Source organism: Kitasatospora arboriphila (assembly GCF_039528095.1).
GTDB lineage: Bacteria > Actinomycetota > Actinomycetes > Streptomycetales > Streptomycetaceae > Kitasatospora > Kitasatospora arboriphila.
Genome location: NZ_BAAALD010000107.1, coordinates 1 through 25,069, shown reverse-complemented (window position 1 = coordinate 25,069; position 25,069 = coordinate 1). Strand labels below are relative to the sequence as shown.

Annotated in this window: 22 protein-coding genes; 9 read left to right on the top strand and 13 right to left on the bottom strand. The window is 75.7% G+C overall.

Annotation, left to right across the window (positions count from 1 at the left end; translation table 11 throughout):
* The 4 genes from ABD353_RS34005 to ABD353_RS33990 all read right to left on the bottom strand — a co-directional run.
* Nucleotides 1–3,098 (bottom strand): adenylate/guanylate cyclase domain-containing protein (locus ABD353_RS34005; RefSeq protein ID WP_344627559.1); only part of this gene is annotated, 3,098 nt, incomplete at its 3' end.
* A gap of 46 nt (nucleotides 3,099–3,144) precedes the next feature.
* Nucleotides 3,145–3,348 carry an aroma-sacti cluster domain-containing protein gene (locus tag ABD353_RS34000; protein ID WP_344627558.1) on the bottom strand — a complete coding sequence of 68 codons (204 nt, stop codon included), beginning with the start codon at nucleotides 3,346–3,348 and terminating at the stop codon, nucleotides 3,145–3,147.
* Complete coding sequence (locus ABD353_RS33995; RefSeq protein ID WP_344627557.1) at nucleotides 3,345–4,034, bottom strand: iron-containing redox enzyme family protein; 690 nt, start codon at nucleotides 4,032–4,034, stop codon at nucleotides 3,345–3,347. Before ABD353_RS33995 ends, ABD353_RS34000 begins: the two co-directional genes overlap by 4 nt.
* Nucleotides 4,031–5,188: a radical SAM protein gene (locus ABD353_RS33990; protein ID WP_344627556.1), complete on the bottom strand. Its 1,158-nt coding sequence runs from the start codon at nucleotides 5,186–5,188 to the stop codon at nucleotides 4,031–4,033. Before ABD353_RS33990 ends, ABD353_RS33995 begins: the two co-directional genes overlap by 4 nt.
* Nucleotides 5,189–5,505: 317 nt before the next feature.
* Here ABD353_RS33990 and ABD353_RS33985 point away from each other — a divergent pair, with 317 nt between their 5' ends.
* The 8 genes from ABD353_RS33985 to ABD353_RS33950 all read left to right on the top strand — a co-directional run bounded on the left by ABD353_RS33985 (nucleotide 5,506) and on the right by ABD353_RS33950 (nucleotide 14,862).
* On the top strand, nucleotides 5,506–5,787 hold the full coding sequence (locus tag ABD353_RS33985; protein ID WP_344627555.1) for a hypothetical protein: 282 nt from the start codon (nucleotides 5,506–5,508) through the stop codon (nucleotides 5,785–5,787).
* Between the two features lie 68 nt (nucleotides 5,788–5,855).
* Nucleotides 5,856–7,052, top strand: coding sequence for a radical SAM protein (locus ABD353_RS33980; protein ID WP_344627554.1), 1,197 nt, complete (start codon nucleotides 5,856–5,858; stop codon nucleotides 7,050–7,052).
* 26 nt (nucleotides 7,053–7,078) lie between these two features.
* Nucleotides 7,079–8,350 carry an MFS transporter gene (locus ABD353_RS33975; RefSeq protein WP_344627553.1) on the top strand — a complete coding sequence of 424 codons (1,272 nt, stop codon included), beginning with the start codon at nucleotides 7,079–7,081 and terminating at the stop codon, nucleotides 8,348–8,350.
* A gap of 113 nt (nucleotides 8,351–8,463) precedes the next feature.
* A complete protein-coding gene (locus ABD353_RS33970; protein WP_344627552.1) occupies nucleotides 8,464–10,578 on the top strand; it encodes a prolyl oligopeptidase family serine peptidase in 2,115 nt (704 codons plus the stop codon).
* A gap of 182 nt (nucleotides 10,579–10,760) precedes the next feature.
* Nucleotides 10,761–11,018 carry a hypothetical protein gene (locus tag ABD353_RS33965; protein WP_344627551.1) on the top strand — a complete coding sequence of 86 codons (258 nt, stop codon included), beginning with the start codon at nucleotides 10,761–10,763 and terminating at the stop codon, nucleotides 11,016–11,018.
* 18 nt (nucleotides 11,019–11,036) lie between these two features.
* Nucleotides 11,037–11,201: a hypothetical protein gene (locus ABD353_RS33960; RefSeq protein ID WP_344627550.1), complete on the top strand. Its 165-nt coding sequence runs from the start codon at nucleotides 11,037–11,039 to the stop codon at nucleotides 11,199–11,201.
* 132 nt (nucleotides 11,202–11,333) lie between these two features.
* Nucleotides 11,334–13,217, top strand: a complete 1,884-nt coding sequence (locus ABD353_RS33955; protein ID WP_344627549.1) for an AfsR/SARP family transcriptional regulator — start codon at nucleotides 11,334–11,336, stop codon at nucleotides 13,215–13,217.
* 421 nt (nucleotides 13,218–13,638) lie between these two features.
* On the top strand, nucleotides 13,639–14,862 hold the full coding sequence (locus ABD353_RS33950) for a branched-chain amino acid ABC transporter substrate-binding protein (RefSeq protein ID WP_344627548.1): 1,224 nt from the start codon (nucleotides 13,639–13,641) through the stop codon (nucleotides 14,860–14,862).
* Nucleotides 14,863–14,904: 42 nt separating this feature from the next.
* Here the strand turns inward: ABD353_RS33950 and ABD353_RS33945 are convergent, their stop codons facing one another.
* Nucleotides 14,905–16,524 carry an ADP-ribosyltransferase domain-containing protein gene (locus tag ABD353_RS33945; RefSeq protein WP_344627547.1) on the bottom strand — a complete coding sequence of 540 codons (1,620 nt, stop codon included), beginning with the start codon at nucleotides 16,522–16,524 and terminating at the stop codon, nucleotides 14,905–14,907.
* A 208-nt stretch (nucleotides 16,525–16,732) separates the two neighbouring features.
* On the opposite strand from ABD353_RS33945, the gene ABD353_RS33940 reads away from it, so the two are divergent.
* Entirely contained in the window at nucleotides 16,733–17,413 is a 681-nt protein-coding gene (locus ABD353_RS33940; RefSeq protein WP_344627546.1) for a macro domain-containing protein, read from the top strand.
* Between the two features lie 38 nt (nucleotides 17,414–17,451).
* Here the strand turns inward: ABD353_RS33940 and ABD353_RS33935 are convergent, their stop codons facing one another.
* The 8 genes from ABD353_RS33935 to ABD353_RS33895 all read right to left on the bottom strand — a co-directional run.
* Nucleotides 17,452–17,880, bottom strand: a complete 429-nt coding sequence (locus ABD353_RS33935; protein WP_344627545.1) for a DUF3159 domain-containing protein — start codon at nucleotides 17,878–17,880, stop codon at nucleotides 17,452–17,454.
* A gap of 151 nt (nucleotides 17,881–18,031) precedes the next feature.
* A complete protein-coding gene (locus ABD353_RS33925) occupies nucleotides 18,032–18,745 on the bottom strand; it encodes a thioesterase II family protein (RefSeq protein WP_344627544.1) in 714 nt (237 codons plus the stop codon).
* A gap of 1 nt (nucleotide 18,746) precedes the next feature.
* Entirely contained in the window at nucleotides 18,747–19,403 is a 657-nt protein-coding gene (locus ABD353_RS33920) for a LuxR C-terminal-related transcriptional regulator (RefSeq protein ID WP_344627560.1), read from the bottom strand.
* 161 nt (nucleotides 19,404–19,564) lie between these two features.
* Entirely contained in the window at nucleotides 19,565–19,945 is a 381-nt protein-coding gene (locus ABD353_RS33915; RefSeq protein ID WP_344627543.1) for a nuclear transport factor 2 family protein, read from the bottom strand.
* Between the two features lie 4 nt (nucleotides 19,946–19,949).
* The gene (locus ABD353_RS33910; RefSeq protein ID WP_344627542.1) at nucleotides 19,950–21,251 is read right to left on the bottom strand and encodes an MFS transporter; all 1,302 of its coding nucleotides are present in this window, start codon (nucleotides 21,249–21,251) and stop codon (nucleotides 19,950–19,952) included.
* Nucleotides 21,248–23,005 (bottom strand): amino acid adenylation domain-containing protein, encoded by a 1,758-nt coding sequence (locus ABD353_RS33905; protein ID WP_344627541.1) that lies wholly within the window; start codon nucleotides 23,003–23,005, stop codon nucleotides 21,248–21,250. The genes ABD353_RS33910 and ABD353_RS33905 overlap by 4 nt, the downstream gene beginning before the upstream one ends.
* Before the next feature lie 26 nt (nucleotides 23,006–23,031).
* Nucleotides 23,032–24,102 (bottom strand): branched-chain amino acid aminotransferase, encoded by a 1,071-nt coding sequence (locus tag ABD353_RS33900; RefSeq protein WP_344627540.1) that lies wholly within the window; start codon nucleotides 24,100–24,102, stop codon nucleotides 23,032–23,034.
* Between the two features lie 116 nt (nucleotides 24,103–24,218).
* Nucleotides 24,219–25,069, bottom strand: an 851-nt coding sequence (locus ABD353_RS33895; protein WP_344627539.1) for an XdhC family protein, incomplete at its 5' end; no start/stop codon positions are given.

Genomic DNA, 25,069 nt, shown 5'->3' with positions numbered 1-25,069 from the left:
GTCCAGCCCGCGTCCCGCAGCATCCGCAGCCGCTCCTCGGCGCCGTCCGCCGTGCCGGGCGCTCCGGCGGTGTCCCGCAGCCAGGTGCCGCTGTCCAGCACGAAGGCGACCGCGCCGCCGCTGCGCTGGCGCATCTTGGCCGCCAGCGCGGCCTGCGCCTCGTCCAGCGCGGCGGTCGCCCGGACCACCGGCGAGTCGGTCGCCCCGGCCGCCGCCCCGCAGCGGCGCAGCTGCTCGGCGCACTCCCGGGGACGGCCGCGCAGCGCCGCCAGCCGGGCGAGCGTGCCGTGCAGGTCCGCGGCGTCCGCGGGCGGCAGACCGTCCTGATGCCCGCTCAGGGCGTCCTCGGCAGCGGCGGTGTCACCGCAGTCCAGCAGCGACCGGGCCAGCCCGCGGGCGATCGGGCCGCGCAGGCCCGCCGCCCCCAGCACCCGGCAGGCCCGCTCGGCCTGCCGCAGCTCCTCGACGGCCTGCCGCGGCCGGTCCGCGGCCGCGTGCACCGCGGCCCGGAACACCGGCAGGAAGACCTCCGCCTCCGCGAAGGCGAGCTCCCGGGACAGGCGTTCCGCCTCGGCCAGGCACGCCCCGGCCTCCGCCCACCGCTCCTGCAGGGCGAGCAGCACGGCCAGCGGGCAGTTCAGGGTCAGCCGTACCGTCCGCCGGCCGGCGCCGTGCCGGGCCAGCAGCGCCCGGCAGCGCTGGACGGCCTCCGGTACCGGCACCGGGCCCGTCCACAGCGAGACGCCCACCGCACCGAGGGCGCCGGCCCGCTCCGGCTCCGCGTCCGCCCGCACCGCACCGTCCAGGGCCCGTCGCAGCAACTGCTCCGCCTCGCCGTGGCGGCCGGCCAACTGCCGTTCCTGGGCGAGCCGCAGGCAGGCCCGGGCGGTGCCCAGGTCGTCGCCGGCCGCCTCGAACAGCGGCAGCGCGGCCCGGGTGGCGTCCGCGGCCCGGCGCAACCCCGGCCCGGGGTCGAGCACGGCCAGCGCCAGGCCGGCGTGCGCGGCGAGCACCACGTCCCCGGCGGCCGCCGCCTCCTCCAGCAGGGCGCGGTCCTCCTCGGTGCGGACGCTCGCCAGCCGAACCTCGGCGAGCCGCCAGGCCGCGGCCGCCCGGCCCGGGTCCTGCGGCCGGTACAGGCGGACGGCCCGGTCGAGCAGCTCGCCCAGCCAGCCGAGGTCGGCCCGGCGCAGCGCGGTCGCCCCGGCAGCGGCCAGCCGGTCGGCGGCCCGCCCGCGCAGCGCGTCGGTGCGGGCGTCCAGCAGGCCGAGCTCGGTGCGGTACCGGTGCGCGAGGGCGAGGTGCCCGCCGACCGCGCCGTCCGGGGCGCCGCGGGCGGCCAGCAGCTCGGCGGCCCGCTCGTGCCGTTCGGCACGGACCCGCTTGGCGGTGCCCCGGTAGGAGACCTCCTGGACGAGGCCGCTGCGGAAGCGGTAGCCGCCGTCCGGCTCGGCCGGCTCCACCAGCCGCCGCCGGTCCAGCCGGTGCAGGGCGGGCAGCACCGGGTCCGCCCCGGCCGGGCCCGGCCGCAGCTCGCCGCCGGCTCCGCTCTCCGGCCCGCCGAGGGCGAGACCGGTCACCTCCTCGGTGTGGAAGTCCCGGCCGACCACCGAGGCCAGCGCCAGCGTCGTCCGCTCGGGCGGCGCGAGCGCGTCGATCCGGGCACCGAGCAGCGCCTGCACGGTCGGCGGCAGCCCGCCCGCGCCGTGCCCCTCCGCGGCCATCGCGAGCAGCTGCTCCAGGTGCAGCGGATTGCCCTCCGCCCGCTCCAGCAGTGCCGCGCCCGCCTCGGCGCCGTGCCCGGCGACCTCGACCAGACCCGCGGCCAGCCGGGCGCAGTCGGCGTCGGACAGCCCGCCGAGCGCGGCCGCCGCCGACAGGCGGGCCCACTCCGGGTCCTGGTCGAGGAGTTCCGGCCGGCCCGGGCAGAGCAGCAGCACGGGCCGCGCCGCGAGGTCGTCGGCGAGCCGGCGCAGCACGGTGCGCAGCAGCGCACCCGCCCAGTGGAAGTCGTCGACGACCAGCACCAGCCCGTCCGGGCCGGTCAGCGCGCCGAGTACGGCAGCCAGCGCGGCGCAGGTCTCCTCCACCGACGGGTCGGGGGTGCCGTCGCGCAGCAGTCCGGCCTCCAGCAGCCGCAAGGACTCGGCGGGGAGCGGGTGTTCGGCGCCGTCGAGCAGCGGCCGGATCGCGTCGGCGAGCGGGGCGAGGCTGCCCCGGTCGCCGTACGGGCGGCAGCGGCCGGCGCCGTGCCGCACCCCGGTGCGGGCCAGCCACTCGCGGACCAGCCGGGTCTTGCCGAGCCCGGCCTCGCCGTGCACGGTGAGCAGCCGGGCGCCGCCCGCCACGGTGCGCGCCAACGCCTCCTCCAGCAGCCGCAGTTCGGCCTCGCGGCCGACGAACGGGGTGTCGAAGCGGCGGAGCAGCTCCGGGGCGTCGCCGTGCAGGGCCAGCAGCCGGTGCGCGGGGACGGGCTCGGTCTTGCCCTTGAGGGCGAGCGGGCCGGCCGGCTCGGTCAGCGCCGCGTTGGGGCCGATCGCCCGCAGGGTGTCCGGGCCGATCAGGATCTCGCCGGCGGCGGCGTTCTGCTCCAGCCGGGCGGCCACGTTCACCACCTCGCCGGAGACCAGCGCCTGCCGGGCGGAGGCGTCCGTACTGGCCACCGCCTCACCGGTGTTGACGCCGATCCGGACGTTCAGCCGCACCCCGAGGACGGCGAGCCGGTCGTTCAGCCCGGCCAGCGCGTCGACCATGTCGAGGGCGGCGGCGGCCGCCCGGCGGGCGTCGTCCTCGTGCATCACCGGGATGCCGAACACGGCCATCACCGCGTCGCCGATGAACTTCTCGACCCGGCCGCCGTGCGCCTCGATCCGCTCCGTCATCAGCTCGAAGTACCGCAGGGTCACCGAGCGCAGCGCCTCCGGGTCGAGCCGGCCGGAGAGCGCGGTGGAGCCGACCAGGTCGCAGAAGAGCACGCTGACCATCCGGCGTTCGTCCGCACGGGCCGCGGACACGGCCGCGGCGGCGAGCGCGGCACCGCAGTACGGGCAGAAGCGGGCACCGGCGGGCGGCTCACCCGCGCAGCTGGGACAGGCCACGGCGGCCTCCTCTCCGAAGAAGTGACGAAACGTCAGGACCGGACGATCAGAACAGGGCGCCGCCGGCCACCGTGGTGTGCGCCTGCACCTCCGGCTCCACCTCGTCGAGGCGCGCCATGAGGTCGAGCAGCAGCGCCAGCTCCTCCGCACCGAGGGTGCGGAACACGCCCAGCTGCTCGTCGGTGAAGGTGGCGACGGGGAAGCCGGCCGCGGCGAGGGCGGTGAGCACGGGGTCGTCGGCGGGGTTCATGCGCGGTCTCCAGAGGACGGGCCGGGGTGGGCCAGCGAACGGAACAGATGGGTGGTGGCGGTGACGGTGTGCAGGGCGCTCACCGTGACGGCGCTCTCCTGCCGGACGTCCAGCGGCAGACCGTCCAACAGGGCGTCCAGGTCGGCCCGGTGGCCGGCGTCGAGCACGGCGTGGTCGTGCACGGTGCGGAAGGCCGCCGTCGGCAGACCGGTCTCCGCGGCGAGCCGGCCGGCCAGCCACGGCGCCGGCGCATGGCCCTCCAGCACCGTCATGTAGCCGAGCAGGGCCACCGGGTGGACGTGCTCGATCCAGTAGTACTGCGGGCCGACCAGCCGGGCCGCGGCCACCGGCGGCGGGCCCGCGTCCGGCGCGGCGCCGGCGGCCGCCAGGTCCTCCAGCAGCCAGTCGTCGTGGCCGCGCTCCTCCTCGACGTGCCGCTCCAGGTAGGCGCCGAGCGGCCCCGCCACCCGGTCCCCGGGCCCGGCCGCGGCGCAGCGCCGCGCGGCGAGCTCCATCAGCGGCACGGAGGCCCGCACCACCGCGTGCATCGCCCGCAGGTACGCGGCGTACCGCCCGCCCAGGCCGTCCGGCCGCCACAGCGCCGAGGCCGCGGCCTGCAGCGGCAGGGCGGCCAGGTCGAGGGTCAGCCGGAGGGCGGTGCTGCGGGAGGGCGGTGCGGGGGTCATCGGGCTTCTCCGAGCGGGAGCGGGGCAGGGGTGCGCGGGAACGGGGCAGGGGTGCGCGGGAGCGGGGCAGGGGTGCGCGGGAGGTTCGGCGGCGTGGCACCGAGGGTGACCAGGTCGGCCCAGGCGGCGCTGCCGAAGCGGCGGACCAGGGCGGCCGGCCCGGCCGCCGCCTGGGCGTGCGCGGCCTGCAGGTCGAGCAGTTCGCCGACCGGCCCGGCGCCGGTGCGGGCGGCGGCCGCGTACACCGCCGGGTGGTCGGGCAGGGCGCGGCAGCCGGCGCAGGTGCCGGTGCAGTCGGCCGCCGTGCCGAAGCGGGCGTACAGGTGCGGGGCGCCGACCGCGCGGACCATCCGCAGCACCGGCCCGGTCAGCGCCCGGCGCCGTACGGCGGCCCAGTCGTCGCGGTCGGTGTGGCCGAGCAGCAGGTGCGCGGGGACGGGGCGCCGGTCCACCACCTGCTGGTTGCAGCAGGCGAGCACGGCGCCGTCCGCGGCGACCACCGGCCAGGCGGCCATCGCGCAGGGCACCGGCCGGCCGTCCGGGCCCGGTGCGGACTGCCGGGCCGCCCAGCCCGCCGCCCGGCCGACCGCGCGCACCTCGTTGACCAGCATCGGCACGGCGTCGCCGAAGACCCGGCGGACCTGCCCGGTGACCTCGGCGAGGTACGGGTCGTCCGGGCCGCCGCCGGTCAGGTGCAGGCTCACCGGGACCCCGCCGTCCAGCACGGTGCGCAGCACGGTGAAGACGTCCGCGCGCGGCACCTCCCGTTCGTGGAAGGCGTCCAGGCTGGCGGAGAAGTGGTCGACCCGGCCGACCGCCGCCGCGATCCGGCGGGGGACGCGGCCGCCGCGGGCGAAGAACATCCCGCTGAGCACCGCCGTCCGCGCCCCGGACACCCGTGCGGCATCCGCGAGTTCGGCGACCAGCTCGGGCCGCAGCAGCGGCTCTCCGCCGGTCAGCAGCACCAGCTCCGGCCGGTCGGCCGCGGTGAACGACCGGACGAGGCGCAGCAGTCCGCCCTCCGGCGGGTCGGCGCCCCGCATGTCGGAGGCGGTCGAGCAGTGCGCACAGCTGAGCGGGCAGCGGCGGGTGAGCGTCAGCAGCAGGCCGGCGCAGGGCGTCGGGCGCAGGCCCACGAGTTCGGCCAGGTCCATCGTCCACCTCTTCCCGCAGCAGGGCCGTCCCCGCCACGGTGCCCGTCCGCGGTCGGCGGCCGGTTCGGCGGTGCCCCGGATCCGGTACATCCGCAGGCCACGGCGGGTGCGGGGCGGTCCCCGACGGTGCCGCGGCGCCACCGCCGGAGGACCGACACCGGCCCCGACCTGCGCAAGGGCCGTCCTGTACCGCGGCTGAACCGCCGCCGTGCCGGGCGTTCCTAGCTTTCTCGGTGTCGGCGGACGAACCGCCGGCCGCAGCACCGAGCCGGGTGCGCCGACCGGGCCCGCCCGCCGAACCAGGACTGGAGACCACCATGGCCGAGAACACCGAGCCCACCCGCGACGAGGACGTCGAGGTCGTGGCGCACAGCGGCGACGCCGAGGACACCCCCTGGTGCGTCATCAACACCGGCAAGACCAACGTCGACGAGGACGTCGAGGTCGTCGCCCACAGCGGCGAGACCGAGGACACCCCGTGGTGCGTCATCAACACCGGCACCACCAAGCTGGACGACGAGGACGTCGAGGTCGTCGCCCACAGCGCGGACGCCGAGGACACCCCCTGGTGCATCATCAACACCGGCACCGCGAACTGATCGACCCGGCCAACGGGGCCCGCCGACCGGCGGGCCCCGTCCCCCTTCCCAGGCCCATGGAGGTCACCGTGCCCGCAACCCAGCCCGCCCTCCGCCCCGACCGGTACCGCCTGCTCCGCAGGGCCGACGCCGGCTGGTGGTTCCTCGGCGACGGGGGAGTCGCCCGGCTCCGTCCCGGCCAGGTCGGCCCGGACGGCGGCCTCGCACCCGCGGCCGAGCAGCGGCTGCGGGACACCGGCCTGCTCGACGCCAGGGCCTTCCGCTCCTACTCGCTGACGGTGCTCACCAGCACCGACTGCAACCTCGGCTGCGGCTACTGCTTCCAGAACACCGGGCAGGACCCGAAGGGCGGCAACCGGCCGCCGCGGATCAAGCACGCCCGGCTGACCTCCGAGATGATCGGCGAGGTCCTCGACTTCACCCGGCAGCGGATGGCCGAGGCCGGACTCGACCGGCTGGCCGTGATGCTGTTCGGCGGCGAGCCGCTGCTCAACTTCCGCGGCGCCCGGGAACTGCTCCACCGGGCGGCCGAGTTGGGCGAGCTGGAGGCCGGCATGATCTCCAACGGCACGATGCTCACCCCGCTGATCGCCAAGGAGCTGAACGCGGCCGGTCTCAGGTCCGTCCAGATCACCTTCGACGGCGACCGCGAGGAGCACGACGCGATCCGGATCCGCCGCTCCGGCGGCGGCACCTTCGACGCCATCGTGCACAACGTGGCCAAGGCGATGGCGGCCGCCGAGTCGATCCGCTGGCACCTGCGGATCAACGTCTCGCACCACAACCGGCACGGCATGGACGCCCTGCTGGAACGCCTCGCCGCCGGCCTCGACCCGGCCCGCTGCGGACTGCAGTTCGCCCTGGTCGGCGACGTCGGCGTCGGCTACGGCAACGAACTCGCCTACGGCAGCGGCCTCGCCGCGGACTTCACCCGCTGGCACGCCCGCGCCCTGGAACTCGGCTTCGCGCTGACCCGGCCGCGCCCCAACGACGGCTGCCAGGCCTGCACCTACCAGGACGGCCGCTACGGCGCGGTGGTCAACGCCGACGGCGTGCTCTCCAGCTGCTGGGAGACCGCCGGCCGGCCCGGCTGGGAGGTCGGCACCCTCGCCGACGGCTACCTGCCCGCCCACCGCACCGAGGGCCGCTGGATCACCTGCGACGACCAGTACCAGCACGGCGAGAACGCCGCCGCACTGGCCGTCTTCCAGGACGAGGTCGACGCGGCCCTGCTCGACCTGCTGCACACGGCCGGCCGACTCTGACGCCGGCACAACCTCGGAGGTGGACGATGGCTGACCCCGGAGTACTGAGCGCGAACCGGGACTTCAGGCGGTACTGGACCGGCTCGGCCCTGTCGACGCTCGGCTCCCAGATGTCGCTGATCGCGTTCCCGCTGCTCGTGCTCTCCCTCGGCGGCGGCGCCGCCCAGGCCGGACTGGTGGCCAGCTGCTCACTGCTGACCAGGATGCTGCTGCGGATCCCCGCCGGACAGCTCGCCGACAAGGTGGACCGCCGGCGGCTGATGCTCGGCGCCGACCTCGTCCGCCTGGTCGCCGTCGGCTCCGTCCCGGCCGCCGCCGGACTCGGCGTGCTCGGCTACCCGCAGCTGCTCGCCGTCGCCGTCGTCGAGGGCGTGGCCACCGCGGTGTTCGCCCCCGCCTCCACCATCGCCGTCCGGGACGTCGTCGCCGAGGAGCACCTCTCCGACGCGCTCGCCAAGGACCAGGCCGCGATGGCCGCCGCCTCCCTGCTCGGCCCCTTCCTCGGCGGCTGGCTGTTCACCGTCGACCGGATCCTGCCGTTCACCGCGGACGCCGCCTCCTACGCCGTCTCCGCCGTGCTGCTGCTGCGGATGGCCACCCGCCCCGCCCCCGCCGAACCCGGCACCCGCACCGACAACAGCCCCACCGCCGGCCTGCGCTGGCTGCTCCGGCAGCCCGCCCTGCTGCGCGCCCTGCTCTTCGGTGCCCTGCTCAACCTGGTCGGCGCCGCCTCCGAGGTCGCCATGGTCGTCACCCTCCGGGACGGCGGCAGCGGCGGCACCGCGATCGGCACCGTGCTCGCCTGCGCCGGCGTCGGCGCCGTGCTCGGCTCGCTCGCCGCACCGCGCGTCCTCAAGGTGCTCAGGCCGGGGCAGCTCTTCCTGGCCATCGGCGCGGTGTGGGCCGCCGGCACCGCCGTGATCGCCTTCACCGCGCTGCCCTGGGTGGTCGGCCCGCTGCTCGTCCTGCTGATCCTGCTCACCCCGCCCGCCGGCATCGTGGTCGGCCAGGCACTCATCAGCCAGTCCCCGCGGCACCTGCTCGGCCGGGTCAGCACCGCCGCCGACCTGCTGATCGCCGGACTCGCCGCCGTCGGCCCCGCCCTCACCGGCATCGCCCTGGAAGGCCTCGGCATCCCGCAGACCTGGCTGCTGATCGCCGCCCTGATAGCCGTCACCACCGCGGTCGCCGCCGTCCCGATGCTCCGCGAGTCCGGCCTCGGCACGCCCCGGCGGGAACCGGCCGCCGAGACCGCCCCGGAGCCCGCCCCGGGTGAGGGCACCGCCGTCGCCGCCTGAGATGGGCAATCACCTCGGGGGCGCGTGGGGGCACCTCCCGGCCTTCGGCCGAAAGCTGGGAGGTGCCCCCACCCGCCCCCATGAGCTACCCCCCCACTACCAAGGAAGTTGCCGTGACCGCATCGACCGTGACCGCTCCGCCCGCGTACCCGACCGCGCCGCGGCGGGAGTTGGTCGAGGAGTTGCACGGCCTGCGGATCGCCGACCCGTACCGGGAGCTGGAGGACGCCGCCGCCCCCGCGACGGTCGCCTGGTGCCGCGCGCAGGAGGAGTTGTTCCGCGCGCACCGGGCCGGCTGGCCCGGCCTCGCGGAGCTGCGCCGCACCCTGACCGGCCTGCTGGACACCGGCTCGGTCAGCGCCCCCGTCACCTGCGGTGGACGGCGGTTCCACACCCGTGCCCGGCCGGGGGCCGACCGGCCCGCCCTGGTGGTCACCGAGGACGGCGCCGACCGCACCCTGCTCGACCCGCTCGCCCTGGACCCGTCCGGCGGCACCGTGCTCGATGCCTGGGCGCCGTCCCGGGAGGGCACCCGGATCGCCGTGCAGACCTCCACCGGCGGCACCGAGGACTCCGTGCTGCACGTGCTGGACGTCGCCACCGGCGCCGTGCTGGACGGCCCGGTCGACCGGCTGCGGCGCTCGGCGATCGCCTGGCTGCCCGGCGGCGGGGCGTTCTACTACGTGCGGCGGCTGCCTCCCGAGCTGCACCCGGGGGAGGAGCGCTACCACCGGCGGGTCTGGCTGCACCGGGTCGGCACCGACCCGGCCGAGGACGTCCCGGTGTTCGGCGAGGGCCGCGACCCGCGGCAGTTCTACGCCGTCTCCGTCAGCGAGGACGGCCGCTGGCTGATCGTCACCGCCACCGCCGGTGCCTCGCCCGGTACCGAGGTCCGGCTCGCCGACCTCGCCGCCACCGGCCCGGAACGGCCGCGGTTCACCGTGCTGAGGCTCGCCGCCGACGCCCGCACCACCGCCACCGTCCGGCGCGGCCGGCTCTACCTGCTCACCCGCGACGGCGCCCCGCGCGGCCGGGTCGAGACCGCCGACCCGGCCCGCCCCGACGACCGCACCGTCCTGCTGCCCGAGGACCCGGAGGCGGTGCTGGAGGACCTGGCCGTGCTGGACGGGCCCGCGCCCGGCCGTACTCTGCTGGCCGTCACCCGGACGCGGCACGGCGTCGCCGAGGTCGCCCTGTACGACGCGGCCGACGGCACCCCGCACGGCCGGGCGGCGCTGCCGGGCGCCGGAGCGGTCGGTCCGCTGCGCACCGACCCGGACGGCGGCACCCGCCTCTGGTTCGGCTACACCGACCACGTGACGCCCAACCAGGTGCTCTGCCACGACGCGGCGACCGGCACGACCGCGCTGTGGGCCGCCCCCGAGGGCGCGCCCGACACCGGCGGCGCGCAGGTCCGGCTGCTGGTGTACCCGTCCCACGACGGCACCCCCGTGCGGATGTTCGTCGTCTCGCCGACGGGCCGGCCGGACCGCCCCCGGCCGACCGTGCTGAGCGGCTACGGCGGGTTCGGCGCGTCCGTGCTGCCCGGCTTCGCCGTCCAGGCACTGGCGTGGGTGCGGGCCGGCGGCGTCTACGCCTTCGCCTGCCTGCGCGGCGGCGGCGAGGAGGGCGAGCAGTGGCACCGGGCCGGGCGGCGCGAGCTCAAGCACAACACCTTCGACGACCTGGACGCCGCCGCCGAGCACCTGGTCGCGGAAGGCTGGACGGCCCCCGGCGGGCTCGCCCTGATCGGCAGCTCCAACGGCGGCCTCACGGTGGCCGCCGCGCTCACCCGCAGACCCGACCGGTACGCCGCCGTGGTCGCGGTGGCGCCGCTGCTGGACATGGTGCGCTACGAGCTCTCCGGGATGGGCCCGAGCTGGTCGCAGGAGTACGGCACCGCCGCCGACCCCGGCCAGCTCGCCGTGCTGCACGGCTACTCGCCCTACCACCGGGTCCGCGACGGGGTCCGCTACCCGGCCGTGCTGTTCGGCGTCGCGGACGGCGACACCCGGGTCGACCCGCTGCACGCCCGCAAGACGGCCGCCGCCCTGCAGGCCGCGAGCAGCGGGCCGGGCCCGGTGCTGCTGCGCCAGGAGTACGGCCTCGGGCACGGTGAGCGGGGGATCGGCGCCACCGTCGACCTGCTCGCCGACAGCCTCGCCTTCCTCGCCGCCCACACCGGGCTGCCCGTCGACCGGCCGGCAGCCGGACGGCCGCCCTACTAGGCGGTAACTATGCTGGTGTAGCGGCGGATCCGCCCGATTCGTCCCGCAGGGTGGCTTGCTGCATGCAGCAAGCTGCAGCCCGTCACCCCTTGGCCCGCCCCCGGCCGAACGGCAGGCTTCCAGGTGTCGAAGCCGTCCGGACCACAACGGACGCGCCGCACTCCACACACCAAGGGGAACCGATGAACCGTGCCCGCACGCTGGCCGTCTCCGTCGCCGTCGCCACCGGTCTCGCCGTGCTCGGCCTGCCCGTCCTCGCCGTGCAGGCCGCCGCCGCGGACGGCACCCCCACCCCGGCCGTGACCGCCCCGGCCACCCCCGTCCCCACCACCCCCGCCCCCACCACCACGCCCGTCTCCGGCGGCCACGGCCACGGCGGCATCCTCGGCGGCGACCCGGAGGACCCGCAGGACCCGATGGACACCGCCTGGGGCCACTGAAAGACCGGACCGACCCCGATGAAGCGCCTGCGCCCCCTGCCGCGCGCCCTGCTGGCGGCGGCCCTGCCGGTCGCCGTCGGGATCGCCCTCCTCGTCCGGGCCGCCCGCCACCGCGTGCACCTGCGCCGGGCCCGCGAAGTGCTCGCCGAGTTCGAGCCGCGCACCGACACCCGCTGGCCGTAGCGCCACCGCCCGCCGTGCCTGCCCCGCCGTCGCGCCTGCTGTGCCCGCGGCGCCCGCCGGTCCGGCCGTGATCCGTGCCGCACCGGCCGCCCCGGTACCGCTCCTGCCCGCGCCCCTCCCGAAGGAGCACCAGTGACGCTGGACCACCTGTCCGCCGCCGGCGACCGGCCGGCCCGTCCGGCCGCGGCCGAGCTCCGCTTCCGGGTGCTCGGCGAACTCCTGGTCGCGGCCCGCGGCCGGCCGCTGCCGCTCGGCCCCGTGAAACAGCGCCTCGTCCTCGGCGCGCTGCTCTGCCATCCCAACGCCGCCGTCTCCGTCGACCTGCTGACCGAGGCGGTCTGGGGCGACGAACCCCCGCGCTCCGCCCGCAAGAACCTGCAGGCCTACGTCTCCGCCCTGCGCAAACTGCTCGGCGAGACCGCCGACGGCGAACGGATCGTGCACCACCACACCGGCTACCAACTGCGCGTCGCGCCCGCCGAGCTGGACGTGCTGCGCTTCGAGGAGCTCGCCCGCGCCGGGCAGTCCGCGATCCGGCTCGGCGCCACCGCGCACGGCGCCGCCCTGCTGCGGGAGGCCCTCGACCTGTGGAGCGGCCCCTTCCTCGCCGACCTCGGCCACTCCGAGCTGCTGCGCGACCGGGCCGAACGGCGCGAACTGCGACGCCTCGCCGTGCTGGAGGACTGGGCCGAGGCCGAACTCGACCTCGGCCACGCCCCCGCCGTCACCGAGGCACTCGCCGAGACGGTCGCCGAACACCCCATGCGGGAGCGGCTCTGCGCCGCCCAGATGACCGCGCTCTTCCGCTCCGGGCGGCAGAGCGCCGCCCTCGCCGTCTACGACGACCTGCGCCAGCACCTCGCCCGCCAACTCGGCCTGCAGGTCGGCCCGGCGCTGGAGACGCTCTACCGCGGCATGCTGGACGGACAGGGCCCGGCCGGGCCGGCACCGCAGCCGTCCGCCGCCGCCACCGGCGCGGCGCCGCGCGCCCCGCAGACCGTGCTGCCCGCCGACCTCCCGGACTTCACCGGCCGCCGCGAGGAGGTCGCCCGACTGACCGCCCTGCTCGCGGGCGAGGGCCGGCGCGTCGTCGTCAGCGGCCCGGTGGGCGTCGGCAAGACCGCCCTCGCGGTGCACGTCGCGCACCGCCTGGCCGGCCGCTTCCCGGACGGCTGCCTCACCGTCCGCCTCCGGCGCGCCGACGGCACACCGCGCCACCCCACCTCGCTGCTCGCCGAACTCTGCCGGGCCACCGGCCTGGTGGGGGCCGTGCCGGAGGACGAGGAGGAGGCCGCGGCGCTCTGGCGGTCCTGGCTGGCCGGCCGCCGGCTGCTGCTCGTACTGGACGACGCCCCCGACGAGGGCGGCATCCGCCACCTGCTGCCCGGCTCCGGGCCGAGCGCCGTCCTGGTCACCAGCCGGACGCGGCTGGCCGGGCTCGGCCCCGTCCAGCGGCTGGAACTCGAACCCTTCGCCGCGGAGGAGGCCGTCGGCCTGCTCGACCGGATCGTCGGCGACGGCCGCATCCGCGCCGACCGCCAGGCCGCCGAGCGGATCGTCGACAGCGTCGGCCGGCTGCCGCTCGCCGTCCGGGTGTGCGGCACCAAACTGGCCGTCCTGCACCAGCTCTCGGCCGCCGAGTACGCGGCCCGGCTGGACCGCAGCCCCGCGCTGCTGGACGAACTCGCCGCCGGTGACCTCGCCGTCCGCCGCCAACTCGCCGTCTGGTGGGCCGGACTGCCCGCCGTCGTGCGCGCCGTGCTCTGCGCCTTCGGCCGGCTGCCCCGCCCGCTGTTCACCCTCGCCGAGGCGATGGCCGTGCTCGGCTGCGGCGAGGAGGTCGCCCGCCGGGTGCTGGACAGCATGATCGAGGTCTCCGTCCTGCACTGCCGGCTCGGCGAGGTCACCGCGCACGCGGCGCTGTACGAGATCCCGTTGCTCGCCCAGCTCTACGCACGCGAACGGGCCGCCGCCGAACGCCCGGCCCGGGAACCGTACCGGCCCGTGGCGGGCTGACGGCGGACCGGACACCACGGGGCGGCCGGCCAGGGCTCTGCGGCACCCTACCGGTCGGTCGTACCGGCCGGTAGTGGGCCCCCGGGTCCGGCCTCCCCGGCCAATCCGGCAGCTCGGCGGGTGTCTTGCCGTCACCGGTTGTGTTCGGACGAACCCGTTGACGCTCCCGTTGGCAGACCATAGGGTCGCGCCCCATGGACGCCGGTCGGTGATCCGGACATGCCGGCAGTGCCGTCGGCAGCCGGGCCGCCGTCCCTCGCCGGACCGTCCACAGAGGTGCCGACTGCCGTGCCCCCGTGCGGATTTCATGGGCCCGGACAGCCGTCGCCCCTCCCTGCGCGCCCGTGCCGCCACCAGCGGCCCAGACCGGGCGTGCGGTCCGGCGTCCCATGAGCAAACCCACTCAGCAAGGGATGTGCCAGTGACCGGATTCTCGAGGCCCAGGGCTTCCGCCCTGGGTGTGGTCTGCGCCGTGCTGCTGTCGGGTTGTTCCTCGGGCGTGCTCGGCTCCGGATCGACCGTCACGGTCGTGATCGGCGTCGACGGTCCGCTGACCGGCAAGCTCGCCGACCTGGGGCTCGGCATCCGGAACTCCGCCGAACTGGCCATCGCCAAGGCCAATGCCAAGAACGTCGTGCCCGGCGTGAAGTTCGTGCTCGACGCGAAGGACGACGAGGCGGACGAGCAGAAGGCCAAGTCCAACGGCGATGCGTTCGCCGCCGACGGCCGGGTGATGGGCGTGGTCGGCCCGCTGACCTCGTCCGGCGCGATCCTGATGGCGCCCGTGATGGCGCAGGCCGGCCTGGCCGAGGTCTCCCCGTCCAACACCGCACCCGGGCTGACCTGGGGCGCCGACTACCGGGCCAACGGCAAGAAGCGCCAGTACCCGACCTACTTCCGGACGGTCACCACCGACGCCGTCCAGGGCCCGCTGCTCGCCCGCTACGCGCACAGCCGGCTGAAGGCCGGGCGGGCCGCTGTGATCAGCGACACCAAGGCCTACGGCAGCAACCTCGCCGCCGAGTTCGCGACCGCCTTCGAGGAGGTCGGCGGCAAGGTGGTCTACCGGACGACCGTGAAGCCGGGCACCACCGACTTCTCGAAGATCGCCCAGCTGGTCGCCGCGCAGGACCCCGACATCGTCTACTACGGCGGCGAGCACCCCGAGGGCGGACCGCTCGGCGCGGCGCTCAAGGCCGCCGGCGTCAAGGTGCCGCTGGCCGGCGGCGACGGCCTGCACACCGACGGCTTCATCAAGGCCGCCGGCACGGCCTCCGACGGGGACCTCGCCAGCCAGCCGGGCATCTCCGTCGAGGGCCTCGCCTCGGCCTTCAGCTACCTCGACGCCTACCGCGCGGCCGGCTACAAGGAGGAGCCGGGGCCGTTCGGCGCCTACGGCTACGACTCCACCTGGGCGGTGATCCAGGCGGTCGCCAAGGCCCGGCAGTCGAACGAGGACCTCACCGGCCCCGAACTGCGCAAGGCCACCGCGGACGCGCTGCAGAACGTCTCGTTCTTCGGCGTCACCGGCGACGTCTCCTTCGACGAGTTCGGCGACACCCACAACCAGGTCGCCTCCATCTACAAGGTGCAGAAGGGCGCCTGGACGTCCATCGTCCCGTTCGGCCGCCTGCGCGACTTCTGACGGGTGCGGCCGGGGTCCGCCGACCCCGGCCGCCGCCGGCGCTCAGGACACCAGCGGACCCTCCGCGACCTCCGTCAGCCGCACCGTGCACAGGCCGCCGCGCTCGCTGCGGACCTCCGTCACCTCCAGCTGGGTGCCCGGCAGCAGGATGAACTCCTCCTCGCCGGTGAAGGCCGAGAAGTCGCGGATGCCGACCGCCCGGGAGGGGACGACCTCGAACAGCGTCCGCTTGCCCCGGCTGCCGAGGAAGCCCCGGGCCACGCCCGGCTCGGAGGTGCAGGAGGACACGCCCCACCAGGTCACCGTCCGGCCCAGCGGGTACTGCGCGCGGAGGTCCAGCGCCACACCGCGCCACAGCGGCCCGGTGCGGGCCGGGAGCTGCGAGACGGCCGAGAACAGCAGCCGCAGGTAGGCGAGGTACGGCACCAGCCGGCTGCGGTCCGGCGACCGCAGCACGGCGTTGATCTCCCGGTAGAACGCCGACTCGCAGGTGTAGAGGTGGATCGCCGCGACGGCGTCCGCGGACAGGCCGCCGGGCACCTCGTCCGCCCGGCGCTTGCCGAACTCGTACGACCGCTCCACGTGCCGGTCCAGGCCGCGCAGCACCGCCGCCACCGGGGCGACGGCGTCCCGGAAGTCCATCAGCGGAGTGTCGAACACACCGGTGATCTCCGGCAGTTCGAGGCCCTCGTCCTTGACGCTCGCGAGCCGGTCCAGGTAGAGCTGGTGCAGCTCCATGGTGGAGGCGATGAACGCGCCCATCCGCTCCGCGGTGCCGTCGCCGTCCGCACCGCCGCCGTCCGCCGCGTGGGCGTTCCACCCCTTGCTCGGCAGCCAGTCCACCGGGTCGGTGCCCATGGACGCCAGCGCGGTGTTCACCATGTCGAAGTGGTCGCCGTCGCAGAAGATGTCGCCCTGCGCCGCCGGATTGGCGTGGTCGATGTGCCGGACCTCCACCCCCGGGTACTTCTTCTGCAGCTCCAGGACGACCTTCTTCAGGCTCCGCGCGTGGGCGCCCCACCAGGCGAACACCACGCTGCGGTCCGCCTCGTCGGCGTCCTGCTTGGCCCGGAGGATCTCCTCGACGATCCGCTCGGCGACCGGGCGCCAGAACGCGGTGTGCCGGTCGGCACCCACCGAGCCGTCGCTGCTGGCGGTCAGCGCCGCGTTCAGCAGCAGCACGCCCTGGGTGAGCATCGCCTGGAACCACTCCGGGGGCTGGACGGTGTCCCGCTCCTTCAGCAGCGCCCGGACGTCGGCGATCGGCGTCTTCTTCGCGATGCCGTACTTCCACATCGCCGCGGCCTTGATGATGCAGCGGATGCTGACCACCCGGCCGAACTGGCTGTCCTTCCAGTCGTGGAAGGTGTTGTCGAACATCGCGATGCCGGTGGCGCTCTCCGGCCGCGGGTACGGGTTCTGCCCGAAGACGACCACCTTCCACTTGTGCGGCGCATGGGGCTTGAGCGCCTGGAAGGTGAGCTCGCGGACGGGCACGACCTCCGGGCCGCGGGCCGGGCCGATGAACGCGGCCGCGTCGGGCTGCGCCTCGACGACCGGCTTCAGCAGCGGCAGCCACGGCTCGCCGCCGCCGGCGAAGAGCTCCGTGAGCGCCAGCGGGTCGTTCGGGTCGGGCTGGGCGGGGGTGGTGGCCTCGGTCATGGTGGCGCTGCTCCGGAATCGTCGAACCGTGCGGACGGATGGCAGGAACGGACCGTCAGTTCCCCGACGGCGACTCCAGTCCTACCGTCCGCGAGTGACAACCGACCGCGCCGCCGAGGCGGCGCCGACCGGGCCCGGCGGCGCTGTCGGTGCCGCCGTCTAGGTTCATGGACGACGGAAGACCGCTCGTCCGGGAGGAGCCCGACCCATGTCCGAGAACCCGCAGCAGCCGCCGCTCAGGGTCGTGCTGACCGACATCAACAGCACCGTGGTGGAGTCCTGGCGGGCGGCGTTCGCCGACACCCCCGAGATCGAGATCCACCGCGGCTCGATCCTCGACGAGCACGTCGACGCCTGGGTCACCCCCACCAACTCCCGCGGCCGGATGGACGGCGGCGTCGACGCGGTGATCAAGCGGCACCTCGGCGCCGGCATCCAACTGCGCGTCCAGCGGGCGATCCGGGACGGGTTCGCCGGCCGGCTGCCGGTCGGCAGCGCCGTCTGCGTCCCCTCCGGCGCGGTCAACCCCGGGTTCCTGATCTCGGCGCCGACGATGGAGTCGTCCTCGCAGAACGTCAGCCAGACGCTCAACGTGGCGCTGGCCTGCGCCGCCGCGTTCCAGGCCGTGCACCGGAAGAACGCCGAAACACCGGGCAGCATCCGCTCGGTGGCACTGGTCGGCATGGGCGCGCAGACCGGACAGGTGCCGGCCCGGGTGTGCGCCAACCTGATGTGGACGGGCTACACCCTGTTCAACGACCACTGCTTCGAGGACTACGACGACCTGCGCAGCACCGTCACGGCCCAGCTCGACGACATCGAGAAGGCCCCCGCCACCCGGCGCGTGCGGATCACCCCGCCCGCGCGCCGCACCGCCGCCCGGCGCTGACACCCGCCCGCCGTCGGCCCCCACGGCCCCGGGGGAGGTCAGTCGGCGGCCTTCTCCCCGGCGCCGGCCCGGCGGGCACGGGCGATCTCCGGGTAGCGGACGGTGAACACGATCGGCAGCACGAACGAGGCGACCGTCAGCACCGTCCGGGCCGTCCCGGCCTCGGGTCGGTAGTGCCGCAGCAGCGCCCCGCCCGCACCCGAGAGCGTGAAGGCGGCGGCCCACACCGCGGTGATGTGCCGGTTGACGCGCAGGAACAGCGGGCTGCGCCACAGGTGCTCGGGCACCTGGCTGCGGGCGATGCCCAGCGTGAACGGCCGGCCGACGGCCAGCGAGCCCCAGGCGGTCGCCGCCAGCCAGAGCGAGGACAGCGGCTGGCCGTACTCCGTGACGAGCGCCGAGTCGGGCGCGGCCGCGGCCGCCGCGGTGGAGGCGGCGAAGAAGAGGACGGCACTGCCCTCGATCACCAGCGCGTCCCACCCCAGGCCCGCGCGGCGCCCGCGCAAGTACCGCGCCCACGTGGCCGGACTGATGGCCCGGCTCGGTGCGGCGACCCGCTTCCAGGTCGCCCTGCAGGCGAAGGAACGCGGCTGGCTCTGAGGCGGCGGTGCGCCGCCGTCACAGGAAGGAGAGGGTCTTCATCAGCAGGGGCGGCGCCGACAGGAACTCGAAGTGCCCGCCGGGCAGGGCGGTGTACTCCACCGTCCGTGCGTACTCCCGCCACCCCGCCATCTGGTCGAGGCCGATCTCGGTGTCCTCCGTCCACTCCAGCACGGTGACCGGGCCCGGCAGGGCCACCGGCGACGGGCGCCGGTAGACCCGGTTCACCTCCAGGTCCTCGTGCAGGACCTCGAGGGCGAGGTCGATCAGGACGGGATGCGGGGTGCCGCCCCGCAGCAGCACCAGGTTGCCCATCTCCGCCCGGAGTTGCTCCTCGTCCAGGTCGAGGTACCGGTCGTGCGGGCAGTGGTGCGGGGCCACCTGGGCCGAGACGAAGAGCCGCTCGGGCGCGGGCAGCCCGCTCCCGGCGAGCCGGAGCGCCGTCTCGAAGGCCGGCAGGGCGCCGGCGCAGTGCCCGAAGAACGCGAACGGCCGGTCCAGGTACGGCCGGAGGAACTCCACCAGGTCGGCGGCGAACCGCTCGTAGCTGCCGTAGTGCGGTTCGCGCGAGCGGTTCTCCCGGCCCGGCGGCTGGACGGGGCACACCTCGATGCCGTCGATCTCCTCGGGCCACCGGCTGAACATCGAGGCGCCCACACCGGAGTAGGGGAAGCAGAAGAGCCGTGCGACCGAGTCCGTCCGCGGTCGGCGCAGCAGCCAGTTGCCGGCCATGTCAGGCTCCCATCCTCCGGGCCGCGACCGGCGCCGCGGCCCGGGACTCGTACGCGTAGATGACGGCCTGCACCCGGTTGCGCAGGCCCAACTTGCCGAAGATCTCCTGCACGTGGGACTTCACCGTGGAGCCGGCGACGCCCAGCTCGGTGGCGATCTCGGCGTTCGACATCCCCCGGGCGAGCAGGTGCAGCACCTCCTGCTCGCGTTCGGTGAGCGTCGGCACCGCGCCGAGCCGCGGGGCGGTGTGCGCGAGCTGCTGCACCAGCGTCTGTTCGACCGGCAGGTAGCCGGAGGCCAGCAGGCGGACCGCCGGGGCGAGTTCCCCGGCGGCGACCTGCCGCCGGATGATCGCGCAGCCGCCCAGCCGGAGCACGTCCAGGTCCATCCGGCGCAGGTCCGAGCCGAGGACGAGCACCGAGGCCGCGCCGCCGTGCCCCGACGCGGCGAGGCGCCGGACCTGCCCGAGGAGGGTGTCCCGGTCCTTGACCGCCGGCATGTCGACGACGAAGAGCGCCGGGTCGAGCTGGGTGCCGAGCCGGCACGCCTGGCCGACGTTGGCCGCCTCCCCGGCGATCCTGACCGATGGTTCGTTGCCGAGGATCGATCTGATGCCGTTGCGGACGAAGGCGTCCTCCGCCACGAGCACGACGCTCATCCTGGTCACGTCAGTCTCCCCCTGATCTGCGCACACGGTGGTCTTCACTGGTCGGGAACGAAAGGCCGAGGAGGCCGGTGGGGCGCGCCTTCGAACCCGGTCGCGGGCCACCCGGGGGCGCAGCACTGCCCGTGGGCACCCGAGTGCCGTCGACGGCGGTCTCAGATGGCGGGGCGGTAGAAGTAGGTGCGGCGGGTCCTGATCTTGCGGCCGTCGAGGAAGTACAGATCGGAGAACCGCTCGTCGAGCTGCCGGCCGTCCTTGCCGACCCCGCGGAAGCGTCCCCAGCAGGCGACCGAGGAGTCCGACTCGGCGACGTGCTCGATCTCGTGGCGGCCGTCGCTGATGATCCGTTCCTCGCGGTAGAACCGCAGGACGGCGTCGAGGCCGCTGATCGCCTCGTAGCCGGGGCGGTGGTAGGTGCAGTCCTCGGCGAACAGGGTGGGCAGTTCGTCCCAGCGGCGGCCGTCGATCACCTCGAAGAGTCTGGTGACGAAGTCCGTGCCGGACACGGCGAGCTGCTCGGGGTGGGTGGTGCTCATGCGGTCACGCTCCTGACTCGGTCTGCTGCGGTTGGCGCGGTGCGGGCCGCACCGCGTCGTGCGGTCGGTCGCGGCGGTCCATCTCGCTCCACTGGGGGAGCAGGCCGGGGACGACGACGGCGACCAGGTAGACGGCCCCTGCGGTGACCAGCACCGGCGCCAGCCCGGCGGCGGCGATCGCCGAACCGGCGAGGATCCCGCCGAGCGGCATGCCGGCCCAGGCGGCGGCCTCCGCCAGGGAGCTGACCCGGCCCAGCAGGTCGCGCGGGATGCGTTCGACGAACACGGCGCTGAGGACCGGGTTGATGAAGCCGGAGCCGAAGCCGCCGACCAGCGCCACGCCGATCACGCACCACAGCGGTGCGCCGAGCGCCATCGCCGCGAAGCGCGGCACCCCGCCGAGGAAGAAGCCCACCAGGAAGGCCGCCCGGCGCGGCACGCGCTCGCCGTAGGCGGCGGCCAGCAGCGCTGCCCCGGCGGCCGTCACCGAGAACGCCGTGCCGATCAGGCCGAGTTCGAGCGCCCCGTAGCCGTGGTCGTGGATCCAGACGGGGAGCAGGACGGCGCTGTACGCGGCGTCGACCAGGTTGGTCACGCTGACCATCGCGACGAGCGAGCGCACCATCCGGTCGGAGGTGAGGAACGTCCAGCCGCCGCGGAGCTGGGCGAGGTACGGCTCCGGCGCGGCCGCCTCCCCGGCGGGTTCCGCTGCCGGGCGGTGCCGCTTCGGGGCCCGGAGGCCCACGGCGACCGCGCAGACCACGAAGGACGCGGCGTCCAGCAGCAGGGCGTTCGCCGGTCCGGCCGCCCCGATGACGGCGCCCGCCAGGGCCGGAGCGATGATCATGGCGGTCCGTTCGGTCGCGCTGACCAGCCCGGTGACCCGTTCCAGCGGCAGCCCGGCGGCGTCCGCGATGTCCGGGCCGAGGGTGAACTTGGAGGTGTCGGCCGGGCCGCGGGCCGCCCCGGCGACGGCGACCAGCACCAGCAGCACCGGGAAGCTCAGCATGCCGGCCAGGTGCAGCAGCGGGACGAGGGCCACCGCGGCCGCACTGAGCAGGTCCGCGCAGACGCTGACCCGGCGGGAGCCGAGCCGGTCGATGACCGGGCCGCAGAGCGCCTTCGAGACGACCAGCGGGGTGAGTTCGCAGGCGGCCACCAGGCCGGTGCGGGTGGCCGAACCGGTGGTGGTGAGGACGAGCCAGGGGATGGCGATGGCGGTCAGCCGGGTGCCGGCCACCGAGACCGCGTTCGCGGCGAGGACGGGGAGCAGCAGCGAGGTGCTCCGCTTCGCGGTCGTGCTCACCGGGCCGCCCGCTCCGCGACCAGCCGGGCCATGCCCGCCGGGGTCGGGTCGAAGTAGAAGTCCCGCGGCGAGACGTCCACGCCGAAGGCATGGTGGAGCTCGGCGATGATCTTCACGCCGAGCAGGGAGTGCCCGCCCAGTTCGAAGAAGTCGTCGTCCGCACCGATGCCCGCCACCCCGAAGTGGTCCGACCAGAGGCTCACCACCGCCTGCTCGGCCGGCGAGCCCGGTTCCCGGTACTCGGTCATCAGCTGCGGGCTGCGGACGCGGGTCCGGGCCGCGAGGGCGGCCGCGTCCACCTTGCCGTTGGCGGTCAGCGGGAACTCGTCGACCACCGTGATCAGGGACGGCACCGCGTAGGAGGGCAGCACCTCGGCGAGCGAGGCGCGCAGCTCCAGCAGGGAGGTCTGCCGGTGGTCCTTGCGCAGCACCAGGGCGGCGTGCAGCGCGTGACCGCCGGTCGGGGCCTGCGTCCTGGCCAGGTGGTACTGGGCGACGGCCGGCAGCCCGGCGAGGGCGGCCTCGACCTCGCCGAGTTCGATCCGGAAACCGCGGATCTTCACCTGGCGGTCGGCCCGGCCGAGGAACTCGATCGCCGGCTCGGTGCTGCGCACCAGGTCGCCGGTGCGGTACATCCGCGCGCCGTCGCCCTCCGGGTCGGGCAGGAAGCGCTCGGCGGTGAGCGCCGGGCGGCCGAGGTAGCCGTGGGCGAGGCCGGTGCCGCCGGTGTACAGCTCGCCCGTCCCGCCGGGGGGCACCGGCCGCAGCTCGGGGTCGAGCACCCGGACCCAGGTGCCGTTGATCGGCCGGCCGATCGGCACCGAGGGGGTGCGCAGCGGGCTGTCGAAGGCGTGGCAGCAGGTGTAGGTGGTGTTCTCGGTCGGGCCGTACCCGTTGACCAGGACGGTGCCCGGCAGGGCCGCCACCGCCCGGTCGGCGTGGTCGGCGGAGAGCACGTCGCCGCCGGTGAGCAGGTACCGCACCTGCTTGAGGTCGTCGAGGCCGTGGTCCACCACCTGGTGCAGCAGACCGGTCGTCAGCAGCAGCACGGTGACGCCCGAGGCGCGGACGAATCCGGTGGTCTCGGCGAGCGAGAGGTCGCCCGGCGGGGCGACCACCAGGCGGGCGCCGTTGAGCAGCGCCCCCCAGATCTCGAAGGTCGAGGCGTCGAAGGCCAGCGGGCCTATCTGGAGGAGGACGTCCTCCGGGGTGATCGTGACGAAGTCCGGGTCGACGACGAGCCGCACCACGCCGCGGTGCGGCACCATCACGCCCTTCGGGGTGCCGGTCGACCCCGAGGTGTAGGCCACGTAGGCCAGGTCCTCGCCGGACGGGTCGGCCGCGCGGACGGCCGCCGGTACCCCGGCCGGGGCCCGGTCGTCGGCGAACACGGTCGCGAACCCGTCCGGGAGGCCGTCGGCCAGCTCGCGCTGGGTGACCACCAGACGGGCCCCGGAGTCGCGCAGCATGAACTCGGTGCGGGCGGCGGGGTAGCGGGTGTCCAGGGCCAGGTACGCGGCGCCGGCGGAGACCACCGCGAGCAGGGCGACGATGCCGTCGACCGACCGCCGGGTGAGGACGGCGACCACGTCGCCGGCCCGTACGCCCCGCTCGACCAGCCGCGCGGCGAGGCGGTCGGCCTCGGCGGCGAGTTCCGCGTACGTCAGGGAGGTGTGCTCGTCGCTCAGGGCCACCCGGTCGCCGAACCGCTCGCAGCACCGGCGGAACCGGGCCGTGATGCTCAGGTCAGTCATTCTCTCGCTCCGTGGGTGAGGGTGGGTCAGCGGGTCGACGGGTGGAACCAGCCGTCCTCGTCGGGGACGCGGCCGCGGTGCAGGTCGGTGAGGAGCCGGTGCAGCGCGGTCGTCACCGGTCCCGGCCGGCCGTCCCCGACCGTCCAGCCGCCGTCCCCGTCCCGCACCCGGCCGACCGGGGTGACGACGGCCCAGGTGCCGCAGGCGAACGCCTCGGTGACGACGCCGGCCTCGCACTGCGCACGCCACTCGTCCAGTGCGATCCGCTCCTCCACCACCCGGTGGCCGAGGCGCCGGGCCAGGGTCAGCAGGGTGCTGCGGGTGACGCCCGGCAGCAGCGTCCGCGTCAGCTCCGGGGTCACCACCTCGGCCCGCTCGCCCCGCCCGCGGACGAGGAAGAGGTTCATCCCGCCCAGCTCCTCCACCCAGCGCCGCTCGACGGCGTCGAGCCAGACGACCTGCCGGCAGCCGGCGGCCTCCGCCGCCCGCTGCGCCAGGAAGGTCGGGGCGTAGTTGCCGGCCACCTTTACCTCGCCGGTGCCGCCGGGCACGGCCCGGACGTGGTCGCGGCTCACGTGGACGGCGACCGGCTCGGCCCCGTCGCCGAAGAAGCCCCCGGTCACGAAGGCCATCAGCAGGAAGCGGTAGGTGCGCGAGGGGCGCAGCATCAGCGAGGCGTCCGAGCCGAACATCAGCGGCCGCAGGTAGAGGCTGCGCGAGCCGTCGGCCGGCAGGAAGCCCTCGTCCGCGCGGACCAGCCGGTGGGCGGCGTCGGTGAAGGCGTCCTCCGGGAGCTCCGGCATGGCCATCCGGCGGCAGGAGCCGCGGAACCGCAGCGCGTGGTCGCGGGGGCGCCAGACGCCCGCCGTGCCGTCGGCCCGCCGGTGCGCCTTCAGCCCCTCGAAGACGACCTGGCCGTAGTGCAGGCCGAGCGTGCCGGGATGGAGGGAGAGGTCGGCGAGTCTGCTCAGCCGGGGCGCGGACCAGCCGTCCGCCTCCGTCCAGTCCATCACGACCATGTGGTCGGTGAACGCCTCGCCGGGGCCGGGTTCGGCGACGGCCGGGTGCGGCGGCGCGAGTTCGAGGTCGGTGGTCATCCGCAACTCCTTGGGTGAGGGGGTCTGCCGGGCGATCAGGACGCAGGCACTCGGGCCGCGCGGAGGGGGTCGCCCACCGCTCGGCCACCGAGTATCCGGACGCCGCTATCGGTGGCCTATCGCGCCGCGGCCGCCCGCTCGGCGCGGGCCGGTACGCGGTGGGCCGGCGCACGGTGGGCCGGCGCACGGTGGGGCTGCGCGCGGTGGGCCTGTGCGCGGTGGATCGGCGTGCCGACGCGGCCGAGCGGCAGGCCGGTGCCGCCGCCCCGGCAGGCGACGATCTCGGCCGCGATCGACACCGCGACCTCCTCGGGCGTCCAGGCACCCAGGTCGAGGCCGATCGGGGAGTGCAGCCGGGCCAGTTCGGGCTCCGAGAGGCCGGCCGCACGCAGCCGCTCCAGCCGGTCGGCGTGGGTGCGCCGGGACCCCATGGCACCGACGTAGGCCACCGGCAGCCGCAGGGCGCGCTCCAGCAACGGCACGTCGAACCTGGCCTCGTGGGTGAGGGCGCACAGCACGGTGCGGCCGTCGATCCGGTCGCGCTGGGAGTCGAGGTAGCGGTGCGGCCGGTCGACCACCACCTCGTCCGCCTCCGGGAAGCGCTCGCGGGTGGCGAAGACCGGACGGGCGTCGCACACGGTGACGTGGTGGCCGAGGAACCTGCCGATGCGCACCAGCGCCGAGGCGAAGTCGATCGCGCCGAAGACGATCATCCGCGGCGGGGGCACGCTGCACTCCACCAGCAGGGCGACCGGCCGGCTCCGGTCGGTGCGGTCGGGTGCGACCTCCACCGTCCGGGTCCGGCCCGCGGCCAGCAGCGCCGCCGCCTCCAGGGCCGCGGCGTCGTCGAGCGCGCCGCCCCCGCCGAGGGTGCCCTCGTACGCGCCGCCCGGCCGCACCAGCAGGGCGCCGCCGGCCGGGCCGTCCGGGCCGTGGCGGCCGTCCGCCTCGCCGGCGGCCCGGACGG